We start from the raw sequence: 23,427 nt of genomic DNA, 5'->3' as shown, positions 1-23,427 counted from the left end.
TGGCCGATCCTAATGCGCCCGGGAGCCCGCCTTCAGCCCCCTCTCGCCGCCGGTCAGCGCGTCACCGCCGCCACCAGCACGCTGCCGGAGGTCCGGGCCACGACGTAGACGCCGTCCTTGGCCGCCTGACCGTCGAGCGGGATGCGGTGGCTGCCGGGCTCCAGGACTCCGTCGAAGAGGTCCTGGGCGCGCAGGCGGGAGAGCCGGTCCAGGCGGTAGGCGGTGAGCCGGACCCGGCACGGCGAGGTGACCTCGATGCCGGCCGTGCCGTCGGCGGCGACCAGGTGGGTCAGCCGGCGCTGCGGGAGTGCGCTGTGGTCCAGGGCGTGTTCGATCTGGGCGACGAGGACGGGGACGATCGGGGCGAACCCGTCGACGTAGGCGGCTTCCGCGCCGGCCCGGTCGAACGCCCTGCGTACGGCGGCCCGCTCGGCCTCGCCCACCGTGGGGCCGAAGGCCACGGCACCGTAGCCGCGGAGTTCCTCGGCCAGGACGCCCTCGGCGTCTCGGGTGATGTCGGCGCCGATGCCGATGGTGCGCAGGGCCGCGGCCAGCTTGGCGAGCAGGGCGACTCGCGCGCCGATCAGCAGGACCCGGCGGCCGGGCGGGGGTCCGGGGTCCTCCAGGAGGGCCCCGAGGGCCCTGCGGTACTCGGGGCCGGGGAAGCGGAACGGGCCGATGCCGGGGTAGCCGTTGAGTTCCAGGTCGGCGTGTTCGTCGGTCTGCCAGGCGAAGTCCCGCCAGACGTAGTCGTCGCCGTCCCGCTCGATGACCGCGGTGACCGCGCCGCAGCCCAGGTCCTCGCAGTCGGGGCAGCCGTAGATGACGTACCGTTCACCGGGCAGCGGCGCCTCGGACTCCAGCAGCAGGCCGCGGACCTGGGCGGTGAAGATCGCGGGCGGCACGTCGGAGGCGAGCGGGGAGACGGCGTCCAGGTCGGAGAGCTGGAACAGCAGCGGGGACCCGTCGACGACGAAGTCCACGAAGTCCCGGTGGACCTGGTAACCGCCGTCGGCGCGGACGCCGCCGGCGCGCATCGCCGGGGCCAGGCCGAAGGTCGCGTATGCGGCACACATGCTGTGAGTATCCCCAGAACGGGATGATCTGAGCGCGGCATGACATATTCGGCTAGCGTCCCGGCATGGACCGAGGGCTGAGTGACGAAGTGATCGTGGTCGGCGGCGGGGTCGTCGGGCTGACCACGGCGGTGGTGCTGGCGGAGAGCGGGCACCGGGTGCGGGTCTGGGCACGGGAGTCCGGCGAGCGCACGACCTCGGCGGTCGCGGGTGCGCTGTGGTGGCCGTACCGGATCGAGCCGGAGCGGCTGGTCGGTGACTGGGCGCTCGAATCCCTCACCGTGTACGAGGACTTGGCGGCGCGGTCCGCGCAGACGGGCGTACGCCTGGTCGAGGGTGTACACGACGGGCTGCGGCTGGACAGGCTGGGGCCGTGGGCGGCCCGGGTGCCGCTGGCCGACACACCTGAAGGGCTCTCGGCGCGGCTGCCGTTGATCGACATGCCGGTCCATCTCGGGTGGCTGCGGCAGCGGTTGGAGGAGGCGGGCGGGACGGTCGAGGAACGGGTGGTGCGCGGGCTGGGCGAGGTGCGGTCGGCGGTGGTGGTGAACTGCAGCGGGCTGGGGGCCCGTTCGCTGGTTCCCGATCCGGCGGTGCGTCCGGTGCGCGGGCAGCTGGTCGTGGTGGAGAACCCGGGCATCACCACCTGGTACACCTCTGCCGAGAAGACCGCGGCAGGACCTGGAGGAGGGGCCGAAGGAAGTGTCTCGGCCTACTTCTTCCCACAGCCGGGAGGACTGCTGCTCGGGGGCACGGCGCACGAGGACGCCTGGTGCCTGGAGCCCGATCCGGACATCGCGGCCGGGATCGTGGCGCGGTGCGCGGCGGTACGGCCGGAGATCGCCGGGGCCCGGGTGCTGGGGCACCGGGTAGGGCTGCGCCCGTACCGGGACGCGGTACGGCTGGAACGTCAAATCCTGCCGGACGGGCGCCTGCTGGTGCACAACTACGGGCACGGCGGGGCCGGGGTCACGGTGGCCTGGGGCTGCGCACGTCAGGCGGCCGGGCTGGTGGATCCGGGCCCGGCCGCCTGAGCGGTCAGCTCGCGGGGACCCGCCGCACGGTACGCGGGGCGCGCACTCCGGTCAGGTCGCCCGTCCCGGGGGCGGTCCAGCGCGCGGAGGTGGCGCGGGCGAACGCGGCCGCTCCCCCGACGAGCGGGACCCGGGCCGCGGTGCGGGACAGGTCCAGGGTGAGCGTCGGCGTCGTGGACGGCGGATCGATGAGGTCCTTGTCCGTGCCCGCGACGATCAGCGCCAGCCGGTGCCCCTTGGGTACGACGTGGTCGGTGGCGGCCAGGTCGAGGGTGATCGTGTACGTCCGGCCCGGGGTGAGCGGGACGCCCTTGCCGGGGTCGGCGTAGGTGCCGAGGTCGGCCCAGCCACGGCTGAGGACCGTGAAGTCGACGGCCTTGGTCCTGGCCGCGGTCCTCAGGAAGCAGGCGCTGTCGCCGGCCGTGCTCTCGCCCCAGCAGGTGCGGTCGGTGAGCGTGGTGATGCCCTCGGCGGCGTCGGCGTAGTCCCGGATGGTGTCGGGGCCGAGGTCGACCAGGACGGCGGTCAGGTGGGCCGTCGAGGTGGTCGGGGTGGCGGTGACCGTGACCTCGGAGGAGCCGGACAGGCGCAGGTCGCGGCTGAGCGGCGCGGTGAGGAAGCCGGCCTTGTCCGCGGTCGGGGTGGCGATCTGGGCCGCCCAGTCGGTCTCGCTCCGCGTCGGGTCGTCGGTGAACGTCTCGGTGCCCGTCTTCCGGCTGAGGCCGAGAATGCCCACGCCCGCCCGGGCCCCGGCGGCGGGACGCAGGGTGGTGGCCGCGGTGCCGCGCGGCGGCCAGACGGCGGAGGTCACCCACTGGTCGGGGTGCCGTTCGACGTCGGCCATCGGCTCGCGGTCGATGCCGTTGTCGTAGCCGAGGAGTTCATGGTCGAACCAGCGGTGCAGCGTGTCGACCCAGGCTCCGCGCCGGTAGTCGAAGGGGTCGACGTGCCCGGTCTGGGAGAGCCAGATCTTGCGCTCGACGCCGTTCTTGGCGAGGGCGTCCCACCACTGGCCGAAGTTCTTGGTGCGGACGTTGAGGTCCTGCATGCCGTGCACGAGGAACACGCTGGCGCGTACCTTGGCGGCGTCCCTGACGTAGTCCCGTTCGGTCCACAGACCGGTCCAGTCGCCGGTGCGCGGCGCGCCGTCGACCAGTTTCTGCTGGACGGCACCGCACCTGGCGTAGGCGTCGTCGCTCTCCACCGCGCCGGCCAGCCAGTCGGGCCCGGAGTCGTAGAGCGGGGCGCCCTGGGCGAAGTAGTAGTCGTACCAGGAGGAGATGGCGCTGATCGGGACGATCGTCTTCAGACCCTTGACGCCGGTGGCGGCGACGCCGTTGGCGATGGTGCCGTCCCAGCTCTTGCCGATCATGCCGGTCCTGCCGTTGGTCCAGCCGGCCTTGACGGCGGTGCCGCCGGTGCGGCTGCTGTAGGCCTTGGCGCGGCCGTTCAGCCAGTCGACGACGGCCTTCGCGGACTGGATGTCCGAGCGGCCGCCGACGTCGACACAGCCGTCGGAGCGGTTGGTGCCGGCCAGGTCGACGCCGACGACGGCGTAGCCGCGGGGCACGAAGTAGTTGTCGTAGAACAGCGGCATCCGGACGACGTTCCCGGCGGCGTCGTACGTCTTGAGCTGGCTCTCGTTGCCGCGTCCGCAGCACGAGTAGTACGGGCTGGCGTCCATGATGACCGGCACCTTGCGCCCCTGCGCGGCGGGTTCGGCGGGCCGGACGATGTCGGCGGCGACCCGGTCGGTCCTCCCGTCGCCGTCGGAGTCGAGGCCGGTGTCCACCCAGACGGCCTCGCGGATGGCGTCGGCGTAGGAGTAGACCGGCCTGCTCTCGCGCGGGGCTGTCCCGGCCGCCTGGGCCGCGACCGGGCTGAGGAAGGCGGCCGCCAGGGCCCCGACGACCGCGATGACGAACGGTCTCCAGATCGTGAAGCGCGTGCGTTTCGGCATGCGGCGGACGCTACCCCCGTCAACTCCTGTGCAAAAGACGGCATCTGAGGGACCGACAGCACTGATTGCGGCCGAATGGCGATCGTGTGACAGCAGGGGCCGTGGACAGGCCAGGGGCCACAGGGACTGAATAGGATCCGAACAGTTTTCGTGCTCCATCGACTTGGCGTTCCCGTCCGGGCGTGACGGGCGCCTCGGCCCCCTACCGACCTGGAGTTCTCGTGCACCGCAGAATCCTCGCGCCGGGCGCCCTCGCGGCGGCCTCCCTGCTGCTGGCGATCCCGGCATCGGCCGCGAGTCACAGTCCCGGCGCGCCGGGCATCGGCGACCCCTACTACCCGTACTACGGCAACGGCGGCTACGACGTCTCCCACTACGATCTGCGTCTGCAGTACCAGCCGGCCACCGACGAGCTGGCCGGTACGGCGACGATCCTGGCGCGCACCACACAGGACCTGTCCAGCTTCGACCTGGACTTCCTGCTGGACGTGAGCGAGGTGCGGGTCAACGGCGCGACAGCGGCCTTCACCACGTCCGGACAGCACGAGCTGGTCGTCACCCCGAAGTCGCCACTGGCGAAGGGCACGCAGGTCACGGTCGTCGTCCGCTACAGCGGGGTACCGTCCACGAAGAGCGCGTACGGCTTCAGCACCTGGCACCGCACGCCCGACGGGGCGGTCGCCGCGGACGAGCCCGAGTCCGCCTGGTGGTGGTACCCGAGCAACGACCACCCGCTGGACAAGGCCACCTACGACGTCTCCGTCGCCGTCCCCGACGGCACCCAGGTCGTCTCCAACGGCTCGCTCCAGTCGACGAGTTCGCAGCGCGGCTGGACCCGCTACAACTGGCGGCAGAACAGGCCGCAGGCGACCTACCTGACCACGCTGGCCGTCGGGAGGTTCGACATCACGACGAGCACCTCCGAGGGAGGGGTGCCGGTCGTCAACGCCTACAGCAAGGACCTCGGCGACAACGACGGGGCGGCGCGGGCGAGCGTGGAGCGCACCGGGGAGCTGGTCGACTGGCTCTCCGGTTATTTCGGGCCGTATCCCTTCAGCTCGGCGGGCGGGTACGTGCCGAACACGACGACGGGGTACGCGCTGGAGACCCAGACCCGTGTGTACTACAGCCCCAAGCAGTTCGCGAACGGCTCCAACACCTCCGTGGTGGTGCACGAGCTGGCGCACCAGTGGTACGGCGACGACGTCTCCGTCAAGGGCTGGAAGGACATCTGGCTCAACGAGGGCTTCGCGCGCTACGCGCAGTGGCTGTGGTCCGAGCACGAGGGCGAGGGGACGACGCAGGAACTCGCCGACTACGTGTACGCGTCGCACCCGGCCGACGACGCGTTCTGGACGGTCAAGCCGGGGGATCCCGGTCCGGACGACCAGTTCGACATCGCCGTCTACGACCGCGGGGCCCTGGCCGTGCAGGCGCTGCGGAACGCGGTCGGGGACGGCGCCTTCTTCGCGATCCTGAAGGGGTGGCCGAGGGAGCACGCGTACGGCAACGCGTCGGTGGCCGACTTCGAGGAGTACGCCGAGAAGGTGTCCGGGAAGTCGCTGTCGGGGCTGTTCGACGCGTGGCTGTTCGAGCCGGCGAAGCCGGCGGTACCCGCGCTCAAGGCCGCGGGCGTGCCTGACCAGCCGAGGTCCTGGAAGAAGATCGAGGCGACGAACGACGTGCACTGAGCGGTTGCAGGGTGCGGTGAGCGGGGGGCTGCGGGCCGGTTGCGGCTGGTCGCGCAGTTCCTCCCCCAGCGCCCCTGGAAGGGCACCTCAGCTCCGTGGTCGTACACCGTGACCGCCAGTCCCCGTCTCACCAACCGCTCCGCTGTCAGTGGCTCCCCGCGGGACCACCTGCCGCCTGCCAGGCCGCAGCCTGTGCGGGGCATGTGGACAAAGGCGCCGAGCGCGAGCGTCCCGTCGGCCAGCTTGGTCAGGGCCGTGTCGCTCGCCCCGCAGCGGACCGGTACGCCCTTGCTGCCGGATCTGGGCGCGGTACGCCCGCTCCGGCTCCGGCCAGCGGCGCGAGAGTGCGAGCACGAAGCCCTTCCCCCGGCCCCCCAGGTCGTTGCAGACATGGGCGATCACCTTGACGCCCTTGCCCGACGGCGCGGGTGGCGTCACCCCGGATGTAAGTGATCTCCGACATGACGCCACCGTGGGCGATGCCACTGACAGTGGCGCTGACCTGCTACTTCGTGAGCCGCGACAGCTCCTCGTCGGCGGTCTGGACCACCCTGCGGCGGACGCCGAACCAGCCCGCCACCAGCAGGGCGGCGATGACCGGGATGAGCAGGAGGGTCTTGCGGCCCACCTCCGGGTCGTTCCACATCATGCCGAGGCAGACCAGCAGGAAGACGATCGTGGCGATCTCGGTGACCGGGCTGAAGCGGAGACGGAAGGAGGGACGGCCGACCAGGCCCGCCTTCGCGCGGCGGACGAAGACCAGGTGGCAGAGCATGATGATCACCCAGGTGCTGATGATGCCGAGGGAGGCGACGTTCAGCACGATCTCGAAGGCCTGGCTGGGCACCAGGTAGTTCAGGACGACACCGAGCACGCAGACCGCGCAGGTCAGCAGGATGCCGCCGTAGGGGACCTGGCTGCGGTTCATGCGGGCCGTGAACTTCGGGGCCGATCCGGCCACCGCCATGGAGCGCAGGATGCGGCCGGTGGAGTACAGGCCGGAGTTGAGGGAGGACATCGCCGCGGTCAGGACCACCAGGTTCATGACGTCGCCGGCGCCCGAGACGCCGATCTTGGAGAGGACCGTCACGAAGGGGCTCTGGTCGGCCGAGTACACCGAGCCGGGCAGGAGCAGGGCGAGCAGGACGACCGAGCCGACGTAGAAGATGCCGACGCGCCACATGATCGAGTTCACCGCGCGTGGGACGACCTTCCCCGGCTCGGCGGTCTCGCCGGCCGCGACACCGACCAGCTCCAGGGCCGCGTAGGCGAAGATCACGCCCTGCATGACCAGGATGACCGGCATCAGCCCGTGCGGCAGGACACCGCCGTGGTCGCCGATGGCGCTCAGACCCGGGGTCTGGCCGTCGACCTTGTGCTGGGTGGCGAGCAGGAAGATGCCGATCAGCATGAAGCCGACCAGGGTGGCGACCTTGATGATCGCGAACCAGAACTCCATCTCGCCGAAGATCTTCACCGAGATGAGGTTCACCGCGAGGACCACCGCCAGGGCGATCAGCGCGAGCGTCCACTGGGGGATGCTGGTGAACATGGACCAGTAGTGGGTGTAGAGCGCGATCGCGGTGATGTCGGCGATGCCGGTCGTCGACCAGTTCAGGAAGTACATCCAGCCGGCGACGTAGGCGCCCTTCTCGCCGAGGAACTCACGCGCGTACGACACGAAGGATCCGGACGACGGGCGGTAAAGGACCAGCTCGCCGAGGGCGCGTACGACGAAGAAGGCGAAGATTCCGCAGACCAGGTAGGCCAGCGCGAGCGCCGGGCCCGCGTTGTGGAGCCGTCCGCCTGCGCCGAGGAAGAGGCCGGTGCCGATCGCGCCGCCGACGGCGATCATGTTGACGTGGCGGGCCTTGAGGTCCTTGCTGTAGCCGGCGTCGCCCGCGTCCGCGGGCGTCTGGGCCGCGTCGGTCCGGGTGGCGACGGCCTGTGCCGTGTCCACGGCGTTCTTGCTCACAGGTGGTTCCACTCTCTGGTGCGCCCGAGCGGGTCGCGCTCGGGTGTCCGGACGTACTCGGTCGGCGCACTCGGTGACGGCACGGACCGAGGTGCCACCTTCCCCGGCCACCTGGGCGTATGCGATGGCACACGTCACACAGCGGCACTTCTCACAAGATGATGATCTAGTCATGTGGATGAATTTTTGGCGAACAAATGATCATCGATGACATGGCGATGCCGGTGTCACAGTGCCGCTGTGACAGCGATACTGCTGCACATGACGACCCACACCGACAGCGACTCCGGGGAGCCGGTGCTCACGATCGACGAACTGGCCGCCCGGGCCGGCACCACGGTCCGCACGGTCCGGTTCTACGGCACCAAGGGGCTGCTTCCGCCGCCGGTGATCGGTGCCCGCCGGGTGGGTCACTACGGGGCCGGACACCTGGCCCGGCTGGCGCTCATCGAGGAGCTTCAGCACCAGGGCATGACACTGGCGGCGATCGAACGCTATCTGCACCGGCTGCCGCCCGGGCTGACCGACCACGACCTCGCCATCCACCGGGCCGTGGTGGCCTCCTGGGCGCCTGACACCGAGGAGAGGGTGAGCGCCGGCGAGCTGCGCCGGCGGGCCGGGCGGCAGCTGGACGAGGGGGACGTCGAGCGGCTCGTCGCGATGGACGTCGTACGGCCCGACGGAGACGCCTACCGCGTCGACCCGGGCCTGCTCCGGCTCGCCGTGCAGCTGCTGGACGTACCGCTGTCCGAGCAGGCGATCCTGGCCGCGCGCACCGTGCTGGTCGAGCACTCGCGCTCGGCCGCCCACGCGCTGGCGCAGGTGTTCCGGGCCGAGGTGGCGGAGCGGACCGAGCAGGATGTGAGGTCACTGTCCGCCCATGTGCAGCCGCTGGTGGTGCAGGCGCTGCTGACCACGTTCCAGCGGTCGCTCAGGCACGAGGTGCACCAGTGGCTCGCCGGCCCGGAGGAGTCCCGGCCCTCCTGAGACGGGGGCCGGGACCGGGCGGTCCGGTCAGCGGCCGTCCGTGAAGGTCTCCCCCTTGTCCGCCTTCTCCACCAGCAGCGCGGGCGGGGTGAAGCGGTCGCCGTAGGTCTCCGCCAGCTCACGCGCGCGGGCCACGAAGCCGGGCAGGCCGGCATCCGCCCCGCCGTAGGCGCCGTAGCCGTTGATGTACTGGAGGACACCGCCGGTCCAGCCGGGGAAGCCGATGCCGAAGAGCGATCCGATGTTGGCGTCGGCGACCGAGGTCAGGACGCCCTCCTCCAGGAGGCGGACGGTGTCCAGTGCCTCCGCGAAGAGCATCCGCTCCTGCATGTCACGGAACGGGATCTCACGACCCGGCTCGGTGAAGTGCTCGCGCAGGCCCGGCCAGAGCCCGGCGCGCCGGCCGTCCTCGGCGTAGTCGTAGAAGCCGGCGCCGCCGCTGCGGCCCGGGCGGCCGAACTCGTCGACCATGCGGTCGATGACGGCCTCGGCCGGGTGCGCGGTCCAGGTGCCGCCGGCCTCCTCGACGGCCAGCTTCGACTCGCGGCGGATCTTCTGCGGCAGGGTGAGGGTCAGCTCGTCCATCAGGGAGAGGACCTTGGCCGGGTAGCCGGCCTGGGCCGCCGCCTGCTCGACGGAGGCCGGTTCGATGCCCTCCCCGACCATGGCGACACCCTCGTTGATGAAGTGGCCGATCACCCGGGAGGTGAAGAAGCCGCGCGAGTCGTTGACGACGATCGGCGTCTTGTTGATCTGCCGGACCAGGTCGAAGGCGCGTGCCAGCGCCTCGTCGCCGGTGCGCTCGCCCTTGATGATCTCGACGAGCGGCATCTTGTCGACGGGCGAGAAGAAGTGCAGGCCGATGAAGTCCTGCTGGCGCTCGACTCCCTCGGCGAGGGCGGTGATGGGGAGCGTGGAGGTGTTGGAGCACAGCAGGGCGTCGGGGGCGACGACCGACTCGATCTCCTGGAACACCTTGTGCTTGAGCGAGGTGTCCTCGAAGACGGCCTCGATGACCGCGTCGCAGCCGGCGAGGTCCTGCGGGTCGGCGGTGGGCGTGATCCGGGCGAGCAGCGCGTCCGCCTTCTCCTGGCTGGTGCGGCCCTTGGCGACGGCCTTGGCGCACAGCTTCTCGGAGTAGGCCTTGCCCTTCTGCGCGGCCTCGGCGGAGACGTCCTTGAGGACGACGTCGATGCCCGCGCGGGCGCAGGAGTAGGCGATACCCGCGCCCATCATGCCCGCGCCGAGGACGGCGACCCTGGTGACCTTGCGAGGCTCGACGCCCCCCGGCCTGTTGGCGCCGGAGTTGACGGCCTGGAGGTCGAAGAAGAACGCCTGGATCATGTTCTTCGAGATCTGCCCGGCGGCCAGCTCCACGAAGTAGCGGGCCTCGATGACCTGGGCGGTCTCGAAGTCGACCTGGCTGCCCTCGACGGCGGCGGCGAGGATGCGGCGCGGCGCCGGGTAGGGGGCGTTGTTGGTCTGCTTGCGCAGGGAGGCCGGGAAGGCCGGCAGGTTGGCCGCGAACTTCGGGTCGGCCGGGGTGCCGCCGGGGATCCGGTAGCCCGGGACGTCCCAGGGCTGATGGGACTCCGGGTGGGCGTCGATGAAGGCGCGGGCCTTGGCGAGGAGATCCTCGGGGCTGTCGGCGACCTCGTGGACCAGGCCGTTCTCCTGGGCCCTGCGCGCGTTGTACTGGGTGCCCTGGAGGAGGACCTTCAGCAGCGCGTCGGCGATGCCGAGCAGGCGCACGGTGCGGACGACACCACCGCCGCCCGGGAGGAGGCCGAGGGTGACCTCGGGACAGCCGATCTTGGTGCCGGGGGTGTCGAGGGCGACCCGGTGGTGGCAGGCCAGGGCGAGTTCGAAACCACCGCCCAGGGCAGCGCCGTTGATCGCGGCGACGACGGGCTTGCCGAGGGTCTCGATGCGGCGCAGGTTGCGCTTGATGGCGAGGCCGCCGTCGAAGAGGTCCTGGGCGGTCTCGGGGGTGACCCGGATGAGGTCGCGCAGGTCGCCGCCGGCGAAGAAGGTCTTCTTGGCGGAGGTGAAGACGATGCCCCGGATCGAGTCCTGCTCGGCCTCCAGCCGGTCGGCGACCGCGGCGAGGGACTCGACGAAGGCCGCGTTCATGGTGTTGGCGGACTGGTTCGGGTCGTCCAGGACCAGGGTGACGACGCCGGTGTCGTCCTTCTCCCAGCGGATGGTGGTGCTCTCGGTCATGTGAGGGTCTCCGTGAGGTCTCTTGGTTCCGCCGGGGTTTTCAGACGCGCTCGACGATCGTGGCGATGCCCATGCCGCCGCCCACGCACAGGGTGGCCAGCCCGTAGCGCTTGTCCTGGCGCTCCAGCTCGTCGACGAGAGAGCCGAGGATCATCGCACCGGTGGCGCCGAGCGGGTGGCCCAGCGCGATCGCGCCGCCGTTGACGTTGACCTTGTCCAGGGACAGGCCCATGTCCTTGACGAAGCGCAGCACGACCGCCGCGAACGCCTCGTTGATCTCGACCAGGTCGATGTCGTCGATGGTGAGTCCGGCCTTGGCGAGTGCCTTGCGGGTGGCCGGGGCCGGGCCGGTGAGCATGATGGTCGGCTCGGAGCCGGAGACGGCGGCCGCGATGATCCGGGCACGCGGGGTCAGGCCGTGGCGCTCACCGATCTCCTTGGTGCCGATGGCGACCAGGGAGGCGCCGTCGACGATGCCGGAGGAGTTGCCCGCGTGGTGGACGTGGTCGATCTTCTCGACCCAGTGGTACTTCTGCAGCGCGACCGCGTCGAACCCGCCCAGCTCCCCGATGTCGGCGAAGGAGGGCTTGAGCTTGGCGAGCGAGTCGGCGGTGGTGCCGGGGCGCAGGTGTTCGTCGTGGTCGAGGACGACCAGGCCCGCGCGGTCCCTGACGGGGACCACGGAACGGTCGAAGCGGCCCTCCTTCACGGCCGTCGCCGCACGCTCCTGGGAGAGCGCCGCGTACTCGTCGACGTCCCGGCGGGAGAAGCCCTCGATGGTGGCGATCAGGTCGGCGCCGATGCCCTGCGGCACGAAGTTGGTGGCCAGGTTGGTCATCGGGTCGTTGAACCAGGCGCCGCCGTCGGAGGCCATCGGCACCCGGGACATGGACTCGACGCCGCCCGCGAGGACGAGGTCCTCGAAGCCGGAACGGACCTTGGCGGCGGCCATGTTCACGGCCTCCAGGCCCGACGCGCAGAAGCGGTTCTCCTGCACGCCTGCCACCGTGTCGGGCAGGCCGGCGGCGATCGCGGCGATCCGCGCGATGTCGGAGCCCTGGTCGCCGACCGGGCCGACGACACCGAGCACGATGTCGTCGATCGCGGCCGGGTCCAGGCCCGGAAAACGGCCCTGGATCTCGTGGATGAGTCCGACGACCAGATCGATGGGCTTCGTGCCGTGCAGGGCGCCGTTCGCCTTGCCGCGGCCGCGCGGGGTGCGGATCGCGTCGTACACGTACGCTTCGGTGCTCACTGACAAGCCTTTCAACGAGGGTTCGGTGGCGGTGGGGGTCAGAGCCAGTTCTTGACGGTCTCGACCAGGCGGGCCGGATCCGGGCCGACGGGGATCACGTCCAGCGTGGTCACGCCCGCCTCGCGGAAGGCGGCGACGCGCTCGCGGACGTATCCCTGCGGGCCGCACAGGGATATGAGCTCGCAGAACTCGTCGGGTACGGCGGCCGCCGCGTCCCGGTGGCGGCCGGCGAGGTAGAGCTCCTGGATGAGCCGGGCCTCCTTCTCGTACCCGTAGGCGACGGCCAGGTCGTTGTAGAAGTTCTTGCCGGGTGCGCCCATGCCGCCGACGTACAGGGCGATCCGGGGCCGGGCCAGGTCGCGGGCGGCCGCCGCGTCCTCGCCGATGGCCAGCAGCCCCCCGGCGGCGATCCGCAGCGGCCCGAGGGCCGGGTCGCGGCGGGCGGCACCCTCCGCCAGTGGCGTCCCCCAGACGTCCTTGGCCTTCTCGGGGATGAACAGGGTGGGCAGCCAGCCGTCGGCGATCTCTGCGGTCATCCGGACGTTGGCGGGGCCGAGGGAGGCCACGTAGAGCGGGACCTCGGCGCGGACCGGCCTGGTCAGGATCTTCAGGGGCTTGCCGAGGCCGCCGGGGCGGGGCATGTCGGTGATGCCGTGGTGGTCGATGGTCTCGCGGCGCAGGATCCGCCGGGTCAGCTCGATGGTCTCGCGGGTGCGGCCGAGCGGCTTGTCGTAGGCCTTCCCGTGCCAGCCCTCGACGACCTGGGGGCCGGAGGCGCCGAGGCCGATGATCGCCCGGCCGCCGGAGATCGCGTCGAGGCCGGCGGCCGTCTGGGCGATGAGGGCGGGGGTGCGGGAGTAGACGTTGAGGATCGCGGAGCCGATCTTCATCCGCTCGGTGCGGGCGGCCAGGTAACCCATGATGGTGGGCGAGTCGAAGCCGTAGGCCTCCGCGACCCAGACGGTGTCGAGGCCCGCCGACTCCAGCGCGGCCGCCCGGTCCGCCGCGGCCCGCGGGTCGCCCGCGTAGTCGAGGAAGGTCGAGAGCTCCATCAGGCGGTGTCCTTGTCCTCGTCGAGCAGGGCGGGTACGGCCCAGTCGCGGGCCACCTCGATGGTGTCCGCGCCGGGCCGGGCGGGCGCGGTGCGTACGGCCGTGGGGGTCACCGAGAACCGGGGGGCAGGGGCCGGCTGGGTGATGCCGCCGTGGTGGGTGAAGGTGCCGCGGGCGGCCAGATGGGGGTGGTGCGGGGCCTCGCCCAGGGAGAGCACGGGGGCCACGCAGGCGTCGGAGCCCTCGAAGACGGCCGTCCACTCCTCGCGGGTGCGGGCCTTGAAGCGGACCGCGACCCGCTCGCGCAGCTCGCCCCAGCGAGTCCAGTCCTTGCGGGCGTCGGCCAGGTCGTCCAGGCCGCCCAGCAGCCTGAGGAACTCGGCGTAGAACTGCGGCTCCAGGGCGCCGACCGCCATGTGTCCGCCGTCGGCGGTCTCGTAGGTGCCGTAGTACGGGCAGCCGCCGTCCAGCAGGTTGGCGGCGCGCCGGTCCTGCCAGCCGCCCGCGGCCACCATGCCGTGGATCATCGCGGCCAGGTGCGCGGTGCCGTCCACGATGGCGGCGTCCACGACCTGGCCGGTGCCGCCCGCGCGCGCGTGGTGCAGCGCGGCCAGGACGCCGACGACCAGGTAGAGGGCGCCGCCCGCGTAGTCGCCGAGCAGGTTGGCGGGGACCGCCGGGGGTTCGTCGGGGCGGCCGATCATGCCGAGGGTGCCGGTGAGGGCGATGTAGGCGATGTCGTGGCCCGCGCGGCGGGCCAGCGGTCCCTCCTGACCCCAGCCGGTCATCCGGCCGTAGACCAGGCCGGGGTTGCGGGCGTGGCAGTCCTCGGGGCCGACACCGAGGCGCTCGGCGACGCCGGGGCGGTAGCCCTCGACGAGGATGTCGGCACGCTCGGCCAGGTCGAGGACGCGGGCCGGGCCGTCCGGGGCCTTCAGGTCGACGAGCACGGAGCGCTTGTTGCGGTTGGTGACGTCGTACGCCGGGTCGATGGCGAGGCCCTGGCCGCCGGGCCGGTCGACGCGGACCACGTCGGCGCCCAGGTCGGCCAGGAGCATGGCGGCGAAGGGACCCGGTCCGATGCCGGCCAGCTCGATCACGCGCACGCCGGAGAGCGGGCCGTGTCCTGGCGTCCCTGCCGTGGTCATGCCGCCCCCAGTCATTGACACAACTGATGTAACACCGACGATGCTAGGAACACGTTCTACCGAGCACAAGGGTGGACGAGCAAGCGCTTAGTCAAGATACCCGGTGGGGGTGCGTCCGCACTCCTCACGCTAGCCTCAGCCACCGACAACGGCACGGGTTGCACGACCGAGAGGTGTCATGAGCAGGCTGAAGACGACGGACCGTCCCTACGACATCGTGCTCTTCGGGGCCACCGGCTTCGTCGGCGAACTCACCGCCGGCTACCTCGCCGCCCACGCGCCCCAAGGCCTGCGCTGGGCGGTCGCGGCCCGGAACGAGCGCAGGCTGGAGTCCCTGCGCAAGCGGCTGCCGGCCGGCACGGAGGTCGGGCTGCTGCGCGCCGACGTCACCGAACCCGCCACGGTCCGCGCCCTCGCCGAACAGGCGCGCGTGGTGGCCACCACGGTCGGTCCGTACGGCCGTTACGGCGAGGACCTGGTCGCGGCCTGCGCGGACACCGGTGCGGACTACCTGGACCTGTGCGGGGAGCCTGAGTTCGTCGACCTGACCTACGTGCGGCACGACGCACGCGCGCGCGAGACCGGGGCCCGGCTGGTGCACGCCTGCGGCTTCGACTCGGTCCCGCACGACCTGGGCGCCTACTTCACCGTCCGCCACCTGCCCGAGGGCGTGCCGCTGACCGTGGACGGCTTCGTGACCGCCGACGCGGCCTTCTCCGGCGGCACCTTCGCCTCCGTCCTCGACCAGTTCGCGCGCCCCCGGCAGATGATCGCCGCCGCCCGGGACCGCGCCCGGTACGAACCCCGTCTGATGGGCCGCCGGGCGACCGCCCCGGCCGGACCGCCGCGCTTCGCCGGCGAGATCGGTGCCTGGGCACTGCCGCTGCCCACCATCGACGCCCAGATCGTGCGCCGCTCGGCGAAGGCACTGGACCGTTACGGCCCGGACTTCCGCTACCGGCACTACGCGGCCGTCCGGCGTCTTCCGATGGCGCTCGGCGGGATCACGGCGGTGGGCGCGGTGGCCGCGGCAGCCCAACTGCCGCCCGCCCGGCGCTGGCTGTCGGACCGGCTCAGGCCCGGCGAGGGGCCGAGCGAGGAGAAGCGGGCCCGCAGCTGGTTCCGGGTCCGGTTCGTCGGCGAGGGCGGCGGACGGCGGGTCTTCACGGAGGTCTCGGGCGGCGATCCCGGCTACGGCGAGACGGCGAAGATGTTCGCCGAGGCCGCGCTGTGCCTCGCCCTCGACGACCTGCCGGCGACGTCCGGCCAGGTCACCACGGCGCAGGCGATGGGCGACGCCCTGACCGAACGCCTGCGCGGGGCCGGAATCGGCTTCCGGGTGGCCGCCGTCCGCTAGCTCAGGACCAGGCCACGACCGTGCAGAACATGCCGGTGATCCGGGCGAACCCCGCCACCACGGCCAGGACGAGCGCCGCATCGACGGCGCGCTCGACGGGCTGGGCGGGGTCGGCCAGGGGCTTGGGCGCACGGGCTGTCGTCATGCGGGCCGGCCTGCCGCCGGCACCGGGGCGGCCACATCCGTACGCGTACTCGGTCCGAGTGCTCGGTCCGGGTGCTCAGGCCCGGGCCTGACGCAGTGCCCTGCGGCACAGCGCGTCCGCGCGGCGGGTGGTCTCCGGAAGGCGGTACCGCGGGGTGAGCGCCAGCGTGTGGGCACAGGCGTTGTCCAGGCTCACCCGGTGGCCGACGGAGACGAACACCGGCTTGACGCCGTCCCGGGTGCGCAGCGCCCTGCCGACCTCCTCGGTGCCGGCGAGGAGCGGTGCGTGGCTGCCGCGCGGCGCGTCCGGGTCGTCGTGGGCGAAGGTGAACGGGTTCTTGGCGACGCCGACGGTGGGCAGGCCGGTGAGGACGCCGAGGTGGCTGGCGAGACCGAAGCGGCGCGGGTGGGCGAGGCCGTAGCCGTCGCAGACGACCAGGCCCGGCGGGCAGGGCAGGGCGTCCAGGGCGGCCCGTACCGTGGGGATCTCGCGGAAGGCGAGCAGGCCGGGCACGTACGGGAAGGAGACCCGGCCGACGGCGGTGGCCTCGGCCACGGGCTCCAGGGTCGCCGCGTCCAGCACGACGGCCGCCGCCGCGACCAGGTCCCGCTCGTCGTCGTAGGCCACGTCGACCCCGGTGACGTGGCCGGCGCCCGGCGCCGGTCCCGGCTCGTCGAGGATCACCCGCCCCCGCAGGCCGTCCTGAACGGCCAGCGCCGCTTCCTCGGTCGCGGGCCAGTCCACAGGTACGGATACGGTCGTCATGGTGACCACGAGCGTACGACGCACACACACGCGCGTGCGGCCCACCGCCGCACGGCGCCGTGGACGCGGGGTGGGGCTGACCCGCCGTCATGCGCGCGCTCGCCGCCCGGACACCCGCGCGTCAGCGCTCCAGACGTGCCACCCGTCCCTGCTCACCGGCGGCCCAGCAGCTCACATCGGGGGTGCAGTCGACGGTGTCGTACGAACCGGTGTCGACGGTCCGCCAGGTGCGGCCGCCGTCGGCGGTCAGGTCGGTTCCGGTGGGACCGACGGCGAGGGCGGCGGTACGGCTGTGCGGGAGCCAGGCGGCACCGGAGCGGTAGGCGGGCGGCGGGGTGGTCGCGGGCTGCCAGGTGCGGCCGCCGTCCCGGGTGACCGCCGCGGCCCGCGGGGAGGACTGGTCGGCGCGGTAGTCGCCGCCGACCGCGAGGCCGTGGGTACGGTCCCGGAAGGCGAGGGCGAAGACGCCCTTGGCGGGATCGCCGGCCGGGACGGGCGTGTCGGTGGCGGTCCAGGTCAGTCCGCGGTCGGTGGAATGCAGCACGCGCGCGTGGGCGGCGCCGCCGGTGGCCAGCCAGGCGTCCTTCGGCCCGGAGGCGACCAGGCACTGGCCACTGGCCGCGAAGCCCGCCTCACCGTCCAGGGCGGCCGGCATCCCGGTGCCGGGCAGCACCCGCCAGGAGCGTCCGCCGTCCCCGGTGGACAGGATGCGGAACTTCCCGTCCACCGGGTCGCTCATGACGAGGCCATGACGGCGGTCGAAGAAGGTCATGCAGTCGTAGAAGGCGGCCGGGTCGGTGTTGCGGAACGACTCGGTCCAGGTCGCCCCGCCGTCATCGGTGCGGTAGACCCGGGATGCCTCGCCCTCCCCGATGGCCAGCACCACCGCGCGGCGTGCGTCGAACGCCTCGACGTCCCGGAACTGGAGGTCGGCAGCGCCCGGCGGAGAGACGTTCCGCCAGGTCGTCCCGCCGTCGGTGGTGCGCAGCACGGTGCCGGCCGTTCCGGCCAGCCACGCGGTGTGGCGGTCGACGGCGGCCAGACCGCGGAACCGCACGTCCGGTGTGCCGGTGTCCTTGACCACCCACCGCGGTGCCGGTGTCGCCGCGTGCGCGGAACCCGCGGTCAGCGCGGCCAGCGCCGCCGCGCACGCCACCCCCACCGTCACCGTCCGGCTCGTTCGTCCCGTCCGTCCTGACCGTCGCGTGCTCCCCAAGCGCCTCATGGCGCGGCAAGTTAGCCCACCGTCCCGGTGCCGTCCAGAGGGCCCGGCCGTCCCACGGGCCGGGTAAGCCCCGGGTGTGAATGAGCCCGGTGACAGAGGTCACTCGCACTTCGCGTGCACGGATCGGGCGCTTCCCTCGTCTCTTCCATTGCCAGGTCTCACACGCCCGGGAATTCGTCCAGCCGTCGCTAGGGAGCAGGCCTTGTCCACTGTCATCGAGCAGCCCGTAGAGGCCCGCCTGGTCGCCGCGTCGCCGCGGATGCCGAGCATTCCCGCCAGCCTGTGCTACGACAGCGAGGATCCCTTCGCCGTCCGTATGACCTTCCCGGCCCCGGCCACCCTGGAGGGCGTCGACGTCTGCTGGACGTTCTCCCGCGACCTGCTCACGGCGGGCCTGGACGCCCCGGAGGGCGACGGTGACGTCCGGGTGCGGCCGTACGGCTACGACCGCACCGTGCTGGAGTTCCACGCCCCCGAGGGCACCGCCGTCATCCATGTGCGCACGGACGAGATCCGGCGTTTCCTGGAGGCGACCGGCGAGCTGGTGGCCGCCGGCCTCGAACACCTCCGGCTGGACCTCGACCACGACCTGGCCGAACTGATGCGGGACGCCTGCTGAACCAGCCCTCCCTGGTCAGCAGGGCGTTGAGTTCGCCGTAGCCCAGCCCGTCCGCCAGCGCCCCGTAGGTCCCCGTGTCCAGCAGCTCCCGCGCGGCACGGCGGACGGCCGCGTGTGCCGCCTCGGCCAGGGCCGATCCGGCGCTCACCCGGGCCACGCCGAGGGCGGCCAGTTCGGCGACGGTCGGCGCACCCGGGCCCGCCAGCACGTTGAGCGGTCCCTCGACGCCCTCGACGAGCGCCGTGACCGTCTGCGGGTCGACGACCCCGGGGACGAAGATCCCGTCGGCGCCCGCGCCCCGGAAGGCGGCGGCACGTTCCAGGGTGGCCGCCACGTCACCGGTGGCACGCAGGAAGGTGTCGATCCGGGCGTTCACGAACATCGGCACGCCCTCCTTGTCGGCGGCCTCCCGGGCGGCGGCGATCCTCTCGGCCTGCTCCGCGACCGGCCTCAGCGGCCCGCTCCCCTCACCGTCGTACAACGCGTCCTCGATGTTGACGCCCACGGCGCCCGCCGCGAGCACCGCGCGGACGGTGTCGGCGACCCCTGCCGGGTCGGTGGCGTACCCGCTCTCGATGTCGGCGCTGACCGGAACCCGCACCGTGGCGACGATGCGGGCGACGGCCTCCACCGCACGGCCCCGGTCCAGCCGGTCGCCGTCGGGGGCGCCCAGCGCCCAGGCGAGCCCGGCGCTGGTGGTCGCCACCGCCGCGGCGCCCGCGTCCTCGGCGAGCCGGGCGCTCACCGCGTCCCAGGCGTTCGGGAGGACGAGCGGACGCCCCGGGACGTGCAGGGCGTGAAAGGCAAGGGCCTGTTCCCGAAGGGTGGTCAGGTTCGTCATGCGGACGACTCAACCATCCGGGGCCGGGCACGGGCCGGCAGGAATCCGACACGCAGGCGGGACGCGAGCCGCCGATCAATTGCGTTGACACCCCCTCGGCGGCCTCCTACCTTGGACGACGGTTCTGTTGCCGCCGATAGGAGAAGGACGTTGCTCGTCTGAGGATTCGAGACACCGCGTCACACCCGTGAGGTGTGTCCGTGGCGTTCGACCTCGGCGTGCGAGCCGTCCTTCGGCACAGGCAACTCCCCTGGCCCCGGCTGCCGTCCCGCGGTGTCTCGACACGCGTCTGTCCCCCGACACCGCAAGCAACCGCGAGGCGCCCATGTCTGCTTCCGTCACCTGTACGTCCCTGTCCTTCTCCTGGCCCGACGGCTCCCCCGTCCTGGACGGCCTCGACGTCGCCGTGGGCCCCGGCCGCACCGGTCTCGTCGGCGTCAACGGATCAGGGAAGTCCACCCTTCTCAAGCTCATCGCCGGTGAGCTCACCCCGTCCGACGGCACCGTGAAGGTGGCCGGCGAGGTCGGCTACCTCCCGCAGAACGTCACCCTCGACACCGCGCTGCGTGTCGAGGAGGCGCTCGGCATCGCCACCCGGCGGGCCGCGCTGCACGCCATCGAGGCGGGCGACGCGTCCGAGGCGCACTTCGAGACACTCGGCGACGACTGGGACGTCGAGGAGCGCGCGCTGGTCACCCTCGGCGAACTCGGGCTCGGCCACATCGGGCTCGACCGGACCGTGGGCGAGGTCTCCGGCGGTGAGTCGGTGCTGCTGCGGCTGGCCGCGCTGCTCCTGGACCGGCCCGATGTCCTGCTGCTCGACGAGCCCACCAACAACCTCGACCTGTACGCCCGCAGGCGGCTGTACGCGGCGGTCGCGTCCTGGCCGGGCCTGCTGATCGTGGTCAGCCACGACCGTGAACTCCTCGACCTGGTCGACCAGATCGCCGACCTGCGGGCCGGGGAGGTCACCTGGTACGGAGGCAACTTCTCGGCCTACGAGGAGGCGCTCGCCGTCGAACAGGACGCGGCCGAACGCATGGTGCGGGTCGCCGAGGCCGATGTCCGCAGGCAGAAACGCGAACTGTCCGACGCCCAGGTCAAGCTCGCCCGCCGCAAGCGGTACGGGCAGAAGATGTCCGAGCAGAAACGCGAGCCGAAGATCGTCATGGGGGCGCGCAAGCGGGCCGCTCAGGAGTCGGCCGGCAAGCACCGCATCATGCACGAGGAGCGGCTCAGCGAGGCGAAGGAGCGGCTGGACGAAGCGGTCGAGGCGGTACGGGACGACGACGAGATCCGCGTCGAGCTGCCGTACACGGCGGTACCGCCGGGCCGGAACGTGCTGACGCTGGAGAACCTGGAACTCGCGCACGGCTCACGGGTGAAGGGAATCCTCGATCTGCGCGGGCCCGAGCGGATCGCCCTGATCGGACGCAACGGCGCGGGCAAGACGACGCTGCTGCGCACGATCGCCGGGGAGCTGGCACCGGTCGCGGGCCAGGCGCACACGCACGTGCCGCTGCGTTTCCTGCCGCAGCGGCTGGACGTGCTCGACGGGGAGCTGACCGTGGCCGAGAACGTGGCCAGGTTCGCGCCGGGCGCCACCAACAACCGGATCCGGGCCCGGCTCGCCCGCTTCCTGTTCCGGGGCGCCCGCGCCGACCAGCGGGCGGCCACGCTCTCCGGCGGGGAACGCTTCCGGGCCGCGCTGGCCGCGCTGCTGCTGGCCGATCCCGCCCCGCAGCTGCTGATGCTCGACGAGCCGACGAACAATCTGGACATGGCGAGCGTGCGGCAGCTCACCACGGCCCTGGAGTCCTATCTGGGCGCCTTGATCGTGGCCAGTCACGACCTCCCCTTCCTGGAGTCGATCGGGATCACCCGCTGGCTGCTGGTGGCGGACGGCGAGCTGACGGGCACCACACCGCAGGAGGTGGCGAGTCTCAGGAGGGGCACAGCCTGACAACGAGGGTTTTGTCGACACGGACCCGCACTGCATGATGTCCGTCCGGCGCCCCGCACTGGGCGCCGGACCCGACCGCCGACCCCGGAGACCCGTCGTGCCCAGCAAGAAGGCCCTCATCCGCCGTCCCAGCCCGCGCCTGGCCGAAGGCCTGGTGACGCACATCGAGCGGGAGAAGGTCGACGTCGAGCTCGCCCAGGACCAATGGGAGGCGTACGCGAAGACGTTGCGCACGCACGGCTGGGAGACCATCGAGGTCGACCCGGAGGACGACTGCCCGGACTCGGTCTTCGTCGAGGACACCGTCGTCATGTACAGGAACGTGGCGCTGATCACCCGGCCCGGCGCCGAGTCCCGGCGCGCGGAGACAGCCGGGGTCGAGGAGGCGGTGGCCCGCCTCGGCTGCTCGGTGAACTGGGTCTGGGAGCCGGGCACGTTGGAGGGCGGTGACGTCCTCAAGGTCGGCGACACCGTCTACGTCGGCCGGGGCGGACGGACCAACGCGGCCGGGGTGCAGCAGGTGCGGGCGGTGTTCGAGCCGCTGGGCGCGCGGGTCGTCGCGGTACCGGTGAGCAAGGTGCTGCATCTGAAGTCGGCGGTGACCGCGCTGCCGGACGGAACGGTGCTGGGGCACATCCCGAACGTGGACCGGCCCTCCCTCTTCCCGGGCTTCCTGGCGGTCCCCGAGGAGGCCGGCGCCCATGTGGTGCTGCTGGGCAGCGGCAAGCTGCTGATGTCGGCGAGCGCCCCGAAGACGGCGGAACTGCTGACCGACCTCGGTCACGACGTGATCGCCGTGGACATCTCCGAGTTCGAGAAACTGGAGGGCTGTGTGACGTGCCTCTCGGTGCGGCTGCGGGAGTTGCACGCCTGACCGGGTGATCGAGTCACTCCACCGGCCCTGGGACCTGCGGGTCCCAGGGCTGCTTGGCGTGTCCTGGCGCGACCTGGGCACAGCGCCTGATCAGCGATCTTTACAGCGCACTTAACCTACGGCTTCGTAACCTACGGATTCGTAGCCTACGATCACGTAGGTTTCCGGCACCGCTCGCCGGTTCTCTCCTGTTCATCCGCTCTTGTTCGGCGTCCCCCTGGAGTTCTCGTGACGATCACTTCTTCCCATCTCGGCAGCTCGTCCGCATGGACCGACGCGCGGCTGCTGTACGCCCTGGAGGAAGTGGTCGAAAAGGAACTGAACCGCCATCTGAAGGTGGCCAAGGACTGGATGCCGCACGAGTACGTGCCCTGGGGGGACGCCCGTAACTTCCCCGGCTTCTTCGAGGACGGCGAGGCCTGGGGCAAGGAGCAGTCCAAGGTCACCGAGATCGGCCGGATCGCTCTGGTGGTGAACCTGCTCACCGAGGACAACCTGCCCAGCTACCACCACGAGATCGCCTCGCTGTTCGGCCGAGACGGCGCCTGGGGCACCTGGGTGCACCGCTGGACCGCCGAGGAGGGCCGGCACGGCATCGTGATGCGCGACTACCTGCTCGCTTCCCGCGCGGTCGACCCGGACCAGCTGGAGCAGTTCCGGATGTCGCACATGAGCGAGGGCTTCGAGTCCGACAACGGGCACTCGATGCTGCACTCGATCGCCTATGTCGCCTTCCAGGAGCTCGCGACCCGCATCTCGCACCGCAACACCGGTCACCAGTCGGGCGATCCGGTCTGCGACCGCATGCTGGCCCGGATCGCGACCGACGAGAACCTGCACATGGTCTTCTACCGCAACCTCCTGAAGGCCGCCTTCGAACTCGCCCCCGATCTGACCATGCAGGCGGTGCGGGACGTCGTGGTCAACTTCCGGATGCCCGGCCACAGCATGCCCGGCTTCGAGCGGGCCGCCGCCCAGATGGCCATCGGCGAGGTCTACAACCTGCGCATCCACCACGACGACGTGATCCAGCCGGTGCTGCGCCACCTGAAGGTCCTGGAGATCGACGGTCTCGGCCCGGAGGGCCTGCGGGCGCAGGAGGAACTCGGCCTGTTCATGGGCGGACTGGACGCGGAGGCTTTGAAGTTCGACGAGAAGCTGGCCGCCCGCAAGGCACGGATGGCGGCACGCGCCCAGGCGTGACCCCACGACGGAGGGGCGCACGAAATTCCCGGTG

The 23,427-nt window shown here is 71.9% G+C and carries 18 protein-coding genes and 2 pseudogenes; 8 read left to right on the top strand and 12 right to left on the bottom strand.

Going from position 1 to position 23,427, the window contains the following annotated elements; translation table 11 throughout:
- Window positions 1-53: 53 nt before the first annotated feature.
- Entirely contained in the window at window positions 54-1,076 is a 1,023-nt protein-coding gene (locus ACZ4O3_RS09745) for an oxidoreductase (RefSeq protein ID WP_467721815.1), read from the bottom strand.
- A 65-nt stretch (window positions 1,077-1,141) separates the two neighbouring features.
- On the opposite strand from ACZ4O3_RS09745, the gene ACZ4O3_RS09740 reads away from it, so the two are divergent.
- Window positions 1,142-2,110 carry an FAD-dependent oxidoreductase gene (locus tag ACZ4O3_RS09740; RefSeq protein WP_467721814.1) on the top strand — a complete coding sequence of 323 codons (969 nt, stop codon included), beginning with the start codon at window positions 1,142-1,144 and terminating at the stop codon, window positions 2,108-2,110.
- Between the two features lie 4 nt (window positions 2,111-2,114).
- Here ACZ4O3_RS09740 and ACZ4O3_RS09735 read toward each other — a convergent pair whose 3' ends face one another.
- On the bottom strand, window positions 2,115-4,070 hold the full coding sequence (locus tag ACZ4O3_RS09735; RefSeq protein WP_362718257.1) for a Xaa-Pro dipeptidyl-peptidase: 1,956 nt from the start codon (window positions 4,068-4,070) through the stop codon (window positions 2,115-2,117).
- 221 nt (window positions 4,071-4,291) lie between these two features.
- On the opposite strand from ACZ4O3_RS09735, the gene ACZ4O3_RS09730 reads away from it, so the two are divergent.
- Window positions 4,292-5,761 (top strand): M1 family metallopeptidase, encoded by a 1,470-nt coding sequence (locus ACZ4O3_RS09730; protein WP_362718254.1) that lies wholly within the window; start codon window positions 4,292-4,294, stop codon window positions 5,759-5,761.
- Window positions 5,762-5,853: 92 nt separating this feature from the next.
- Here the strand turns inward: ACZ4O3_RS09730 and ACZ4O3_RS09725 are convergent.
- Both ACZ4O3_RS09725 and ACZ4O3_RS09720 read right to left on the bottom strand, forming a co-directional pair.
- Window positions 5,854-6,224: pseudogene (locus ACZ4O3_RS09725) on the bottom strand (macro domain-containing protein); the annotation flags it as partial.
- 42 nt (window positions 6,225-6,266) lie between these two features.
- Complete coding sequence (locus ACZ4O3_RS09720) at window positions 6,267-7,736, bottom strand: amino acid permease (protein WP_467721813.1); 1,470 nt, start codon at window positions 7,734-7,736, stop codon at window positions 6,267-6,269.
- Window positions 7,737-7,997: 261 nt separating this feature from the next.
- On the opposite strand from ACZ4O3_RS09720, the gene ACZ4O3_RS09715 reads away from it, so the two are divergent.
- Complete coding sequence (locus tag ACZ4O3_RS09715) at window positions 7,998-8,723, top strand: MerR family transcriptional regulator (RefSeq protein WP_467721914.1); 726 nt, start codon at window positions 7,998-8,000, stop codon at window positions 8,721-8,723.
- A gap of 27 nt (window positions 8,724-8,750) precedes the next feature.
- On the opposite strand, the gene ACZ4O3_RS09710 is transcribed toward ACZ4O3_RS09715, so the two are convergent.
- From ACZ4O3_RS09710 to ACZ4O3_RS09695, 4 genes are read right to left on the bottom strand one after another with little or no spacing between them, the layout of a single operon-like run.
- Window positions 8,751-10,946 carry a 3-hydroxyacyl-CoA dehydrogenase NAD-binding domain-containing protein gene (locus tag ACZ4O3_RS09710; RefSeq protein WP_467721812.1) on the bottom strand — a complete coding sequence of 732 codons (2,196 nt, stop codon included), beginning with the start codon at window positions 10,944-10,946 and terminating at the stop codon, window positions 8,751-8,753.
- A 40-nt stretch (window positions 10,947-10,986) separates the two neighbouring features.
- On the bottom strand, window positions 10,987-12,201 hold the full coding sequence (locus ACZ4O3_RS09705) for an acetyl-CoA C-acetyltransferase (protein ID WP_362718245.1): 1,215 nt from the start codon (window positions 12,199-12,201) through the stop codon (window positions 10,987-10,989).
- A 38-nt stretch (window positions 12,202-12,239) separates the two neighbouring features.
- Window positions 12,240-13,253, bottom strand: coding sequence for an LLM class F420-dependent oxidoreductase (locus ACZ4O3_RS09700; RefSeq protein WP_384997525.1), 1,014 nt, complete (start codon window positions 13,251-13,253; stop codon window positions 12,240-12,242).
- Window positions 13,253-14,401, bottom strand: a complete 1,149-nt coding sequence (locus ACZ4O3_RS09695) for a CaiB/BaiF CoA transferase family protein (protein WP_467721811.1) — start codon at window positions 14,399-14,401, stop codon at window positions 13,253-13,255. The genes ACZ4O3_RS09700 and ACZ4O3_RS09695 overlap by 1 nt, the downstream gene beginning before the upstream one ends.
- Window positions 14,402-14,579: 178 nt before the next feature.
- Between ACZ4O3_RS09695 and ACZ4O3_RS09690 the strand changes: the two genes are divergently transcribed.
- On the top strand, window positions 14,580-15,758 hold the full coding sequence (locus ACZ4O3_RS09690; RefSeq protein ID WP_467721810.1) for a saccharopine dehydrogenase family protein: 1,179 nt from the start codon (window positions 14,580-14,582) through the stop codon (window positions 15,756-15,758).
- A gap of 1 nt (window position 15,759) precedes the next feature.
- Here the strand turns inward: ACZ4O3_RS09690 and mmpA are convergent, their stop codons facing one another.
- From mmpA to ACZ4O3_RS09675, 3 genes are all read right to left on the bottom strand, one after another.
- A complete protein-coding gene (gene mmpA, locus ACZ4O3_RS09685) occupies window positions 15,760-15,903 on the bottom strand; it encodes a morphogenic membrane protein MmpA (protein ID WP_467721809.1) in 144 nt (47 codons plus the stop codon).
- Window positions 15,904-15,978: 75 nt separating this feature from the next.
- Window positions 15,979-16,668 carry an endonuclease V gene (locus tag ACZ4O3_RS09680; protein WP_467721808.1) on the bottom strand — a complete coding sequence of 230 codons (690 nt, stop codon included), beginning with the start codon at window positions 16,666-16,668 and terminating at the stop codon, window positions 15,979-15,981.
- Window positions 16,669-16,789: 121 nt separating this feature from the next.
- Window positions 16,790-17,893, bottom strand: coding sequence for a WD40/YVTN/BNR-like repeat-containing protein (locus tag ACZ4O3_RS09675; RefSeq protein WP_467721807.1), 1,104 nt, complete (start codon window positions 17,891-17,893; stop codon window positions 16,790-16,792).
- 202 nt (window positions 17,894-18,095) lie between these two features.
- Here ACZ4O3_RS09675 and ssgD point away from each other — a divergent pair, with 202 nt between their 5' ends.
- The gene (ssgD, locus tag ACZ4O3_RS09670; RefSeq protein WP_467721806.1) at window positions 18,096-18,512 is read left to right on the top strand and encodes a spore wall synthesis regulator SsgD; all 417 of its coding nucleotides are present in this window, start codon (window positions 18,096-18,098) and stop codon (window positions 18,510-18,512) included.
- Between the two features lie 16 nt (window positions 18,513-18,528).
- On the opposite strand, the pseudogene ACZ4O3_RS09665 reads toward ssgD, so the two are convergent.
- Window positions 18,529-19,353: pseudogene (locus ACZ4O3_RS09665) on the bottom strand (isocitrate lyase/PEP mutase family protein); the annotation flags it as partial.
- Window positions 19,354-19,678: 325 nt separating this feature from the next.
- Here ACZ4O3_RS09665 and ACZ4O3_RS09660 point away from each other — a divergent pair.
- The 3 genes from ACZ4O3_RS09660 (at window position 19,679) to ACZ4O3_RS09650 (ending at window position 23,393) form a co-directional block, all read left to right on the top strand.
- On the top strand, window positions 19,679-21,316 hold the full coding sequence (locus tag ACZ4O3_RS09660; RefSeq protein WP_467721805.1) for an ABC-F family ATP-binding cassette domain-containing protein: 1,638 nt from the start codon (window positions 19,679-19,681) through the stop codon (window positions 21,314-21,316).
- A 97-nt stretch (window positions 21,317-21,413) separates the two neighbouring features.
- Window positions 21,414-22,190, top strand: coding sequence for a dimethylargininase (gene ddaH / locus ACZ4O3_RS09655; RefSeq protein ID WP_467721804.1), 777 nt, complete (start codon window positions 21,414-21,416; stop codon window positions 22,188-22,190).
- Window positions 22,191-22,418: 228 nt separating this feature from the next.
- On the top strand, window positions 22,419-23,393 hold the full coding sequence (locus ACZ4O3_RS09650) for an acyl-ACP desaturase (protein ID WP_362726310.1): 975 nt from the start codon (window positions 22,419-22,421) through the stop codon (window positions 23,391-23,393).
- Window positions 23,394-23,427: the final 34 nt, after the last annotated feature.

It is taken from the genome of Streptomyces sp. NPDC026515, assembly GCF_055567595.1.
Note: the sequence above shows the minus strand (reverse complement) of the source record. Positions and strands in the feature narration are given on the sequence as shown.

What these genes read in the sequence shown, in the direction of transcription:
- ACZ4O3_RS09745 (WP_467721815.1), bottom strand. Translation starts at nt 1,076, where the DNA reads ATGTGTGCCGCATACGCGACCTTCGGCCTGGCCCCGGCGATGCGCGCC.
- ACZ4O3_RS09740 (WP_467721814.1), top strand. Translation starts at nt 1,142, where the DNA reads ATGGACCGAGGGCTGAGTGACGAAGTGATCGTGGTCGGCGGCGGGGTC.
- ACZ4O3_RS09735 (WP_362718257.1), bottom strand. Translation starts at nt 4,070, where the DNA reads ATGCCGAAACGCACGCGCTTCACGATCTGGAGACCGTTCGTCATCGCG.
- ACZ4O3_RS09715 (WP_467721914.1), top strand. Translation starts at nt 7,998, where the DNA reads ATGACGACCCACACCGACAGCGACTCCGGGGAGCCGGTGCTCACGATC.
- ACZ4O3_RS09710 (WP_467721812.1), bottom strand. Translation starts at nt 10,946, where the DNA reads ATGACCGAGAGCACCACCATCCGCTGGGAGAAGGACGACACCGGCGTC.
- ACZ4O3_RS09700 (WP_384997525.1), bottom strand. Translation starts at nt 13,253, where the DNA reads ATGGAGCTCTCGACCTTCCTCGACTACGCGGGCGACCCGCGGGCCGCG.
- ACZ4O3_RS09695 (WP_467721811.1), bottom strand. Translation starts at nt 14,401, where the DNA reads ATGACCACGGCAGGGACGCCAGGACACGGCCCGCTCTCCGGCGTGCGC.
- ACZ4O3_RS09690 (WP_467721810.1), top strand. Translation starts at nt 14,580, where the DNA reads ATGAGCAGGCTGAAGACGACGGACCGTCCCTACGACATCGTGCTCTTC.
- mmpA (WP_467721809.1), bottom strand. Translation starts at nt 15,903, where the DNA reads ATGACGACAGCCCGTGCGCCCAAGCCCCTGGCCGACCCCGCCCAGCCC.
- ACZ4O3_RS09680 (WP_467721808.1), bottom strand. Translation starts at nt 16,668, where the DNA reads ATGACGACCGTATCCGTACCTGTGGACTGGCCCGCGACCGAGGAAGCG.
- ACZ4O3_RS09675 (WP_467721807.1), bottom strand. Translation starts at nt 17,893, where the DNA reads ATGAGGCGCTTGGGGAGCACGCGACGGTCAGGACGGACGGGACGAACG.
- ACZ4O3_RS09660 (WP_467721805.1), top strand. Translation starts at nt 19,679, where the DNA reads ATGTCTGCTTCCGTCACCTGTACGTCCCTGTCCTTCTCCTGGCCCGAC.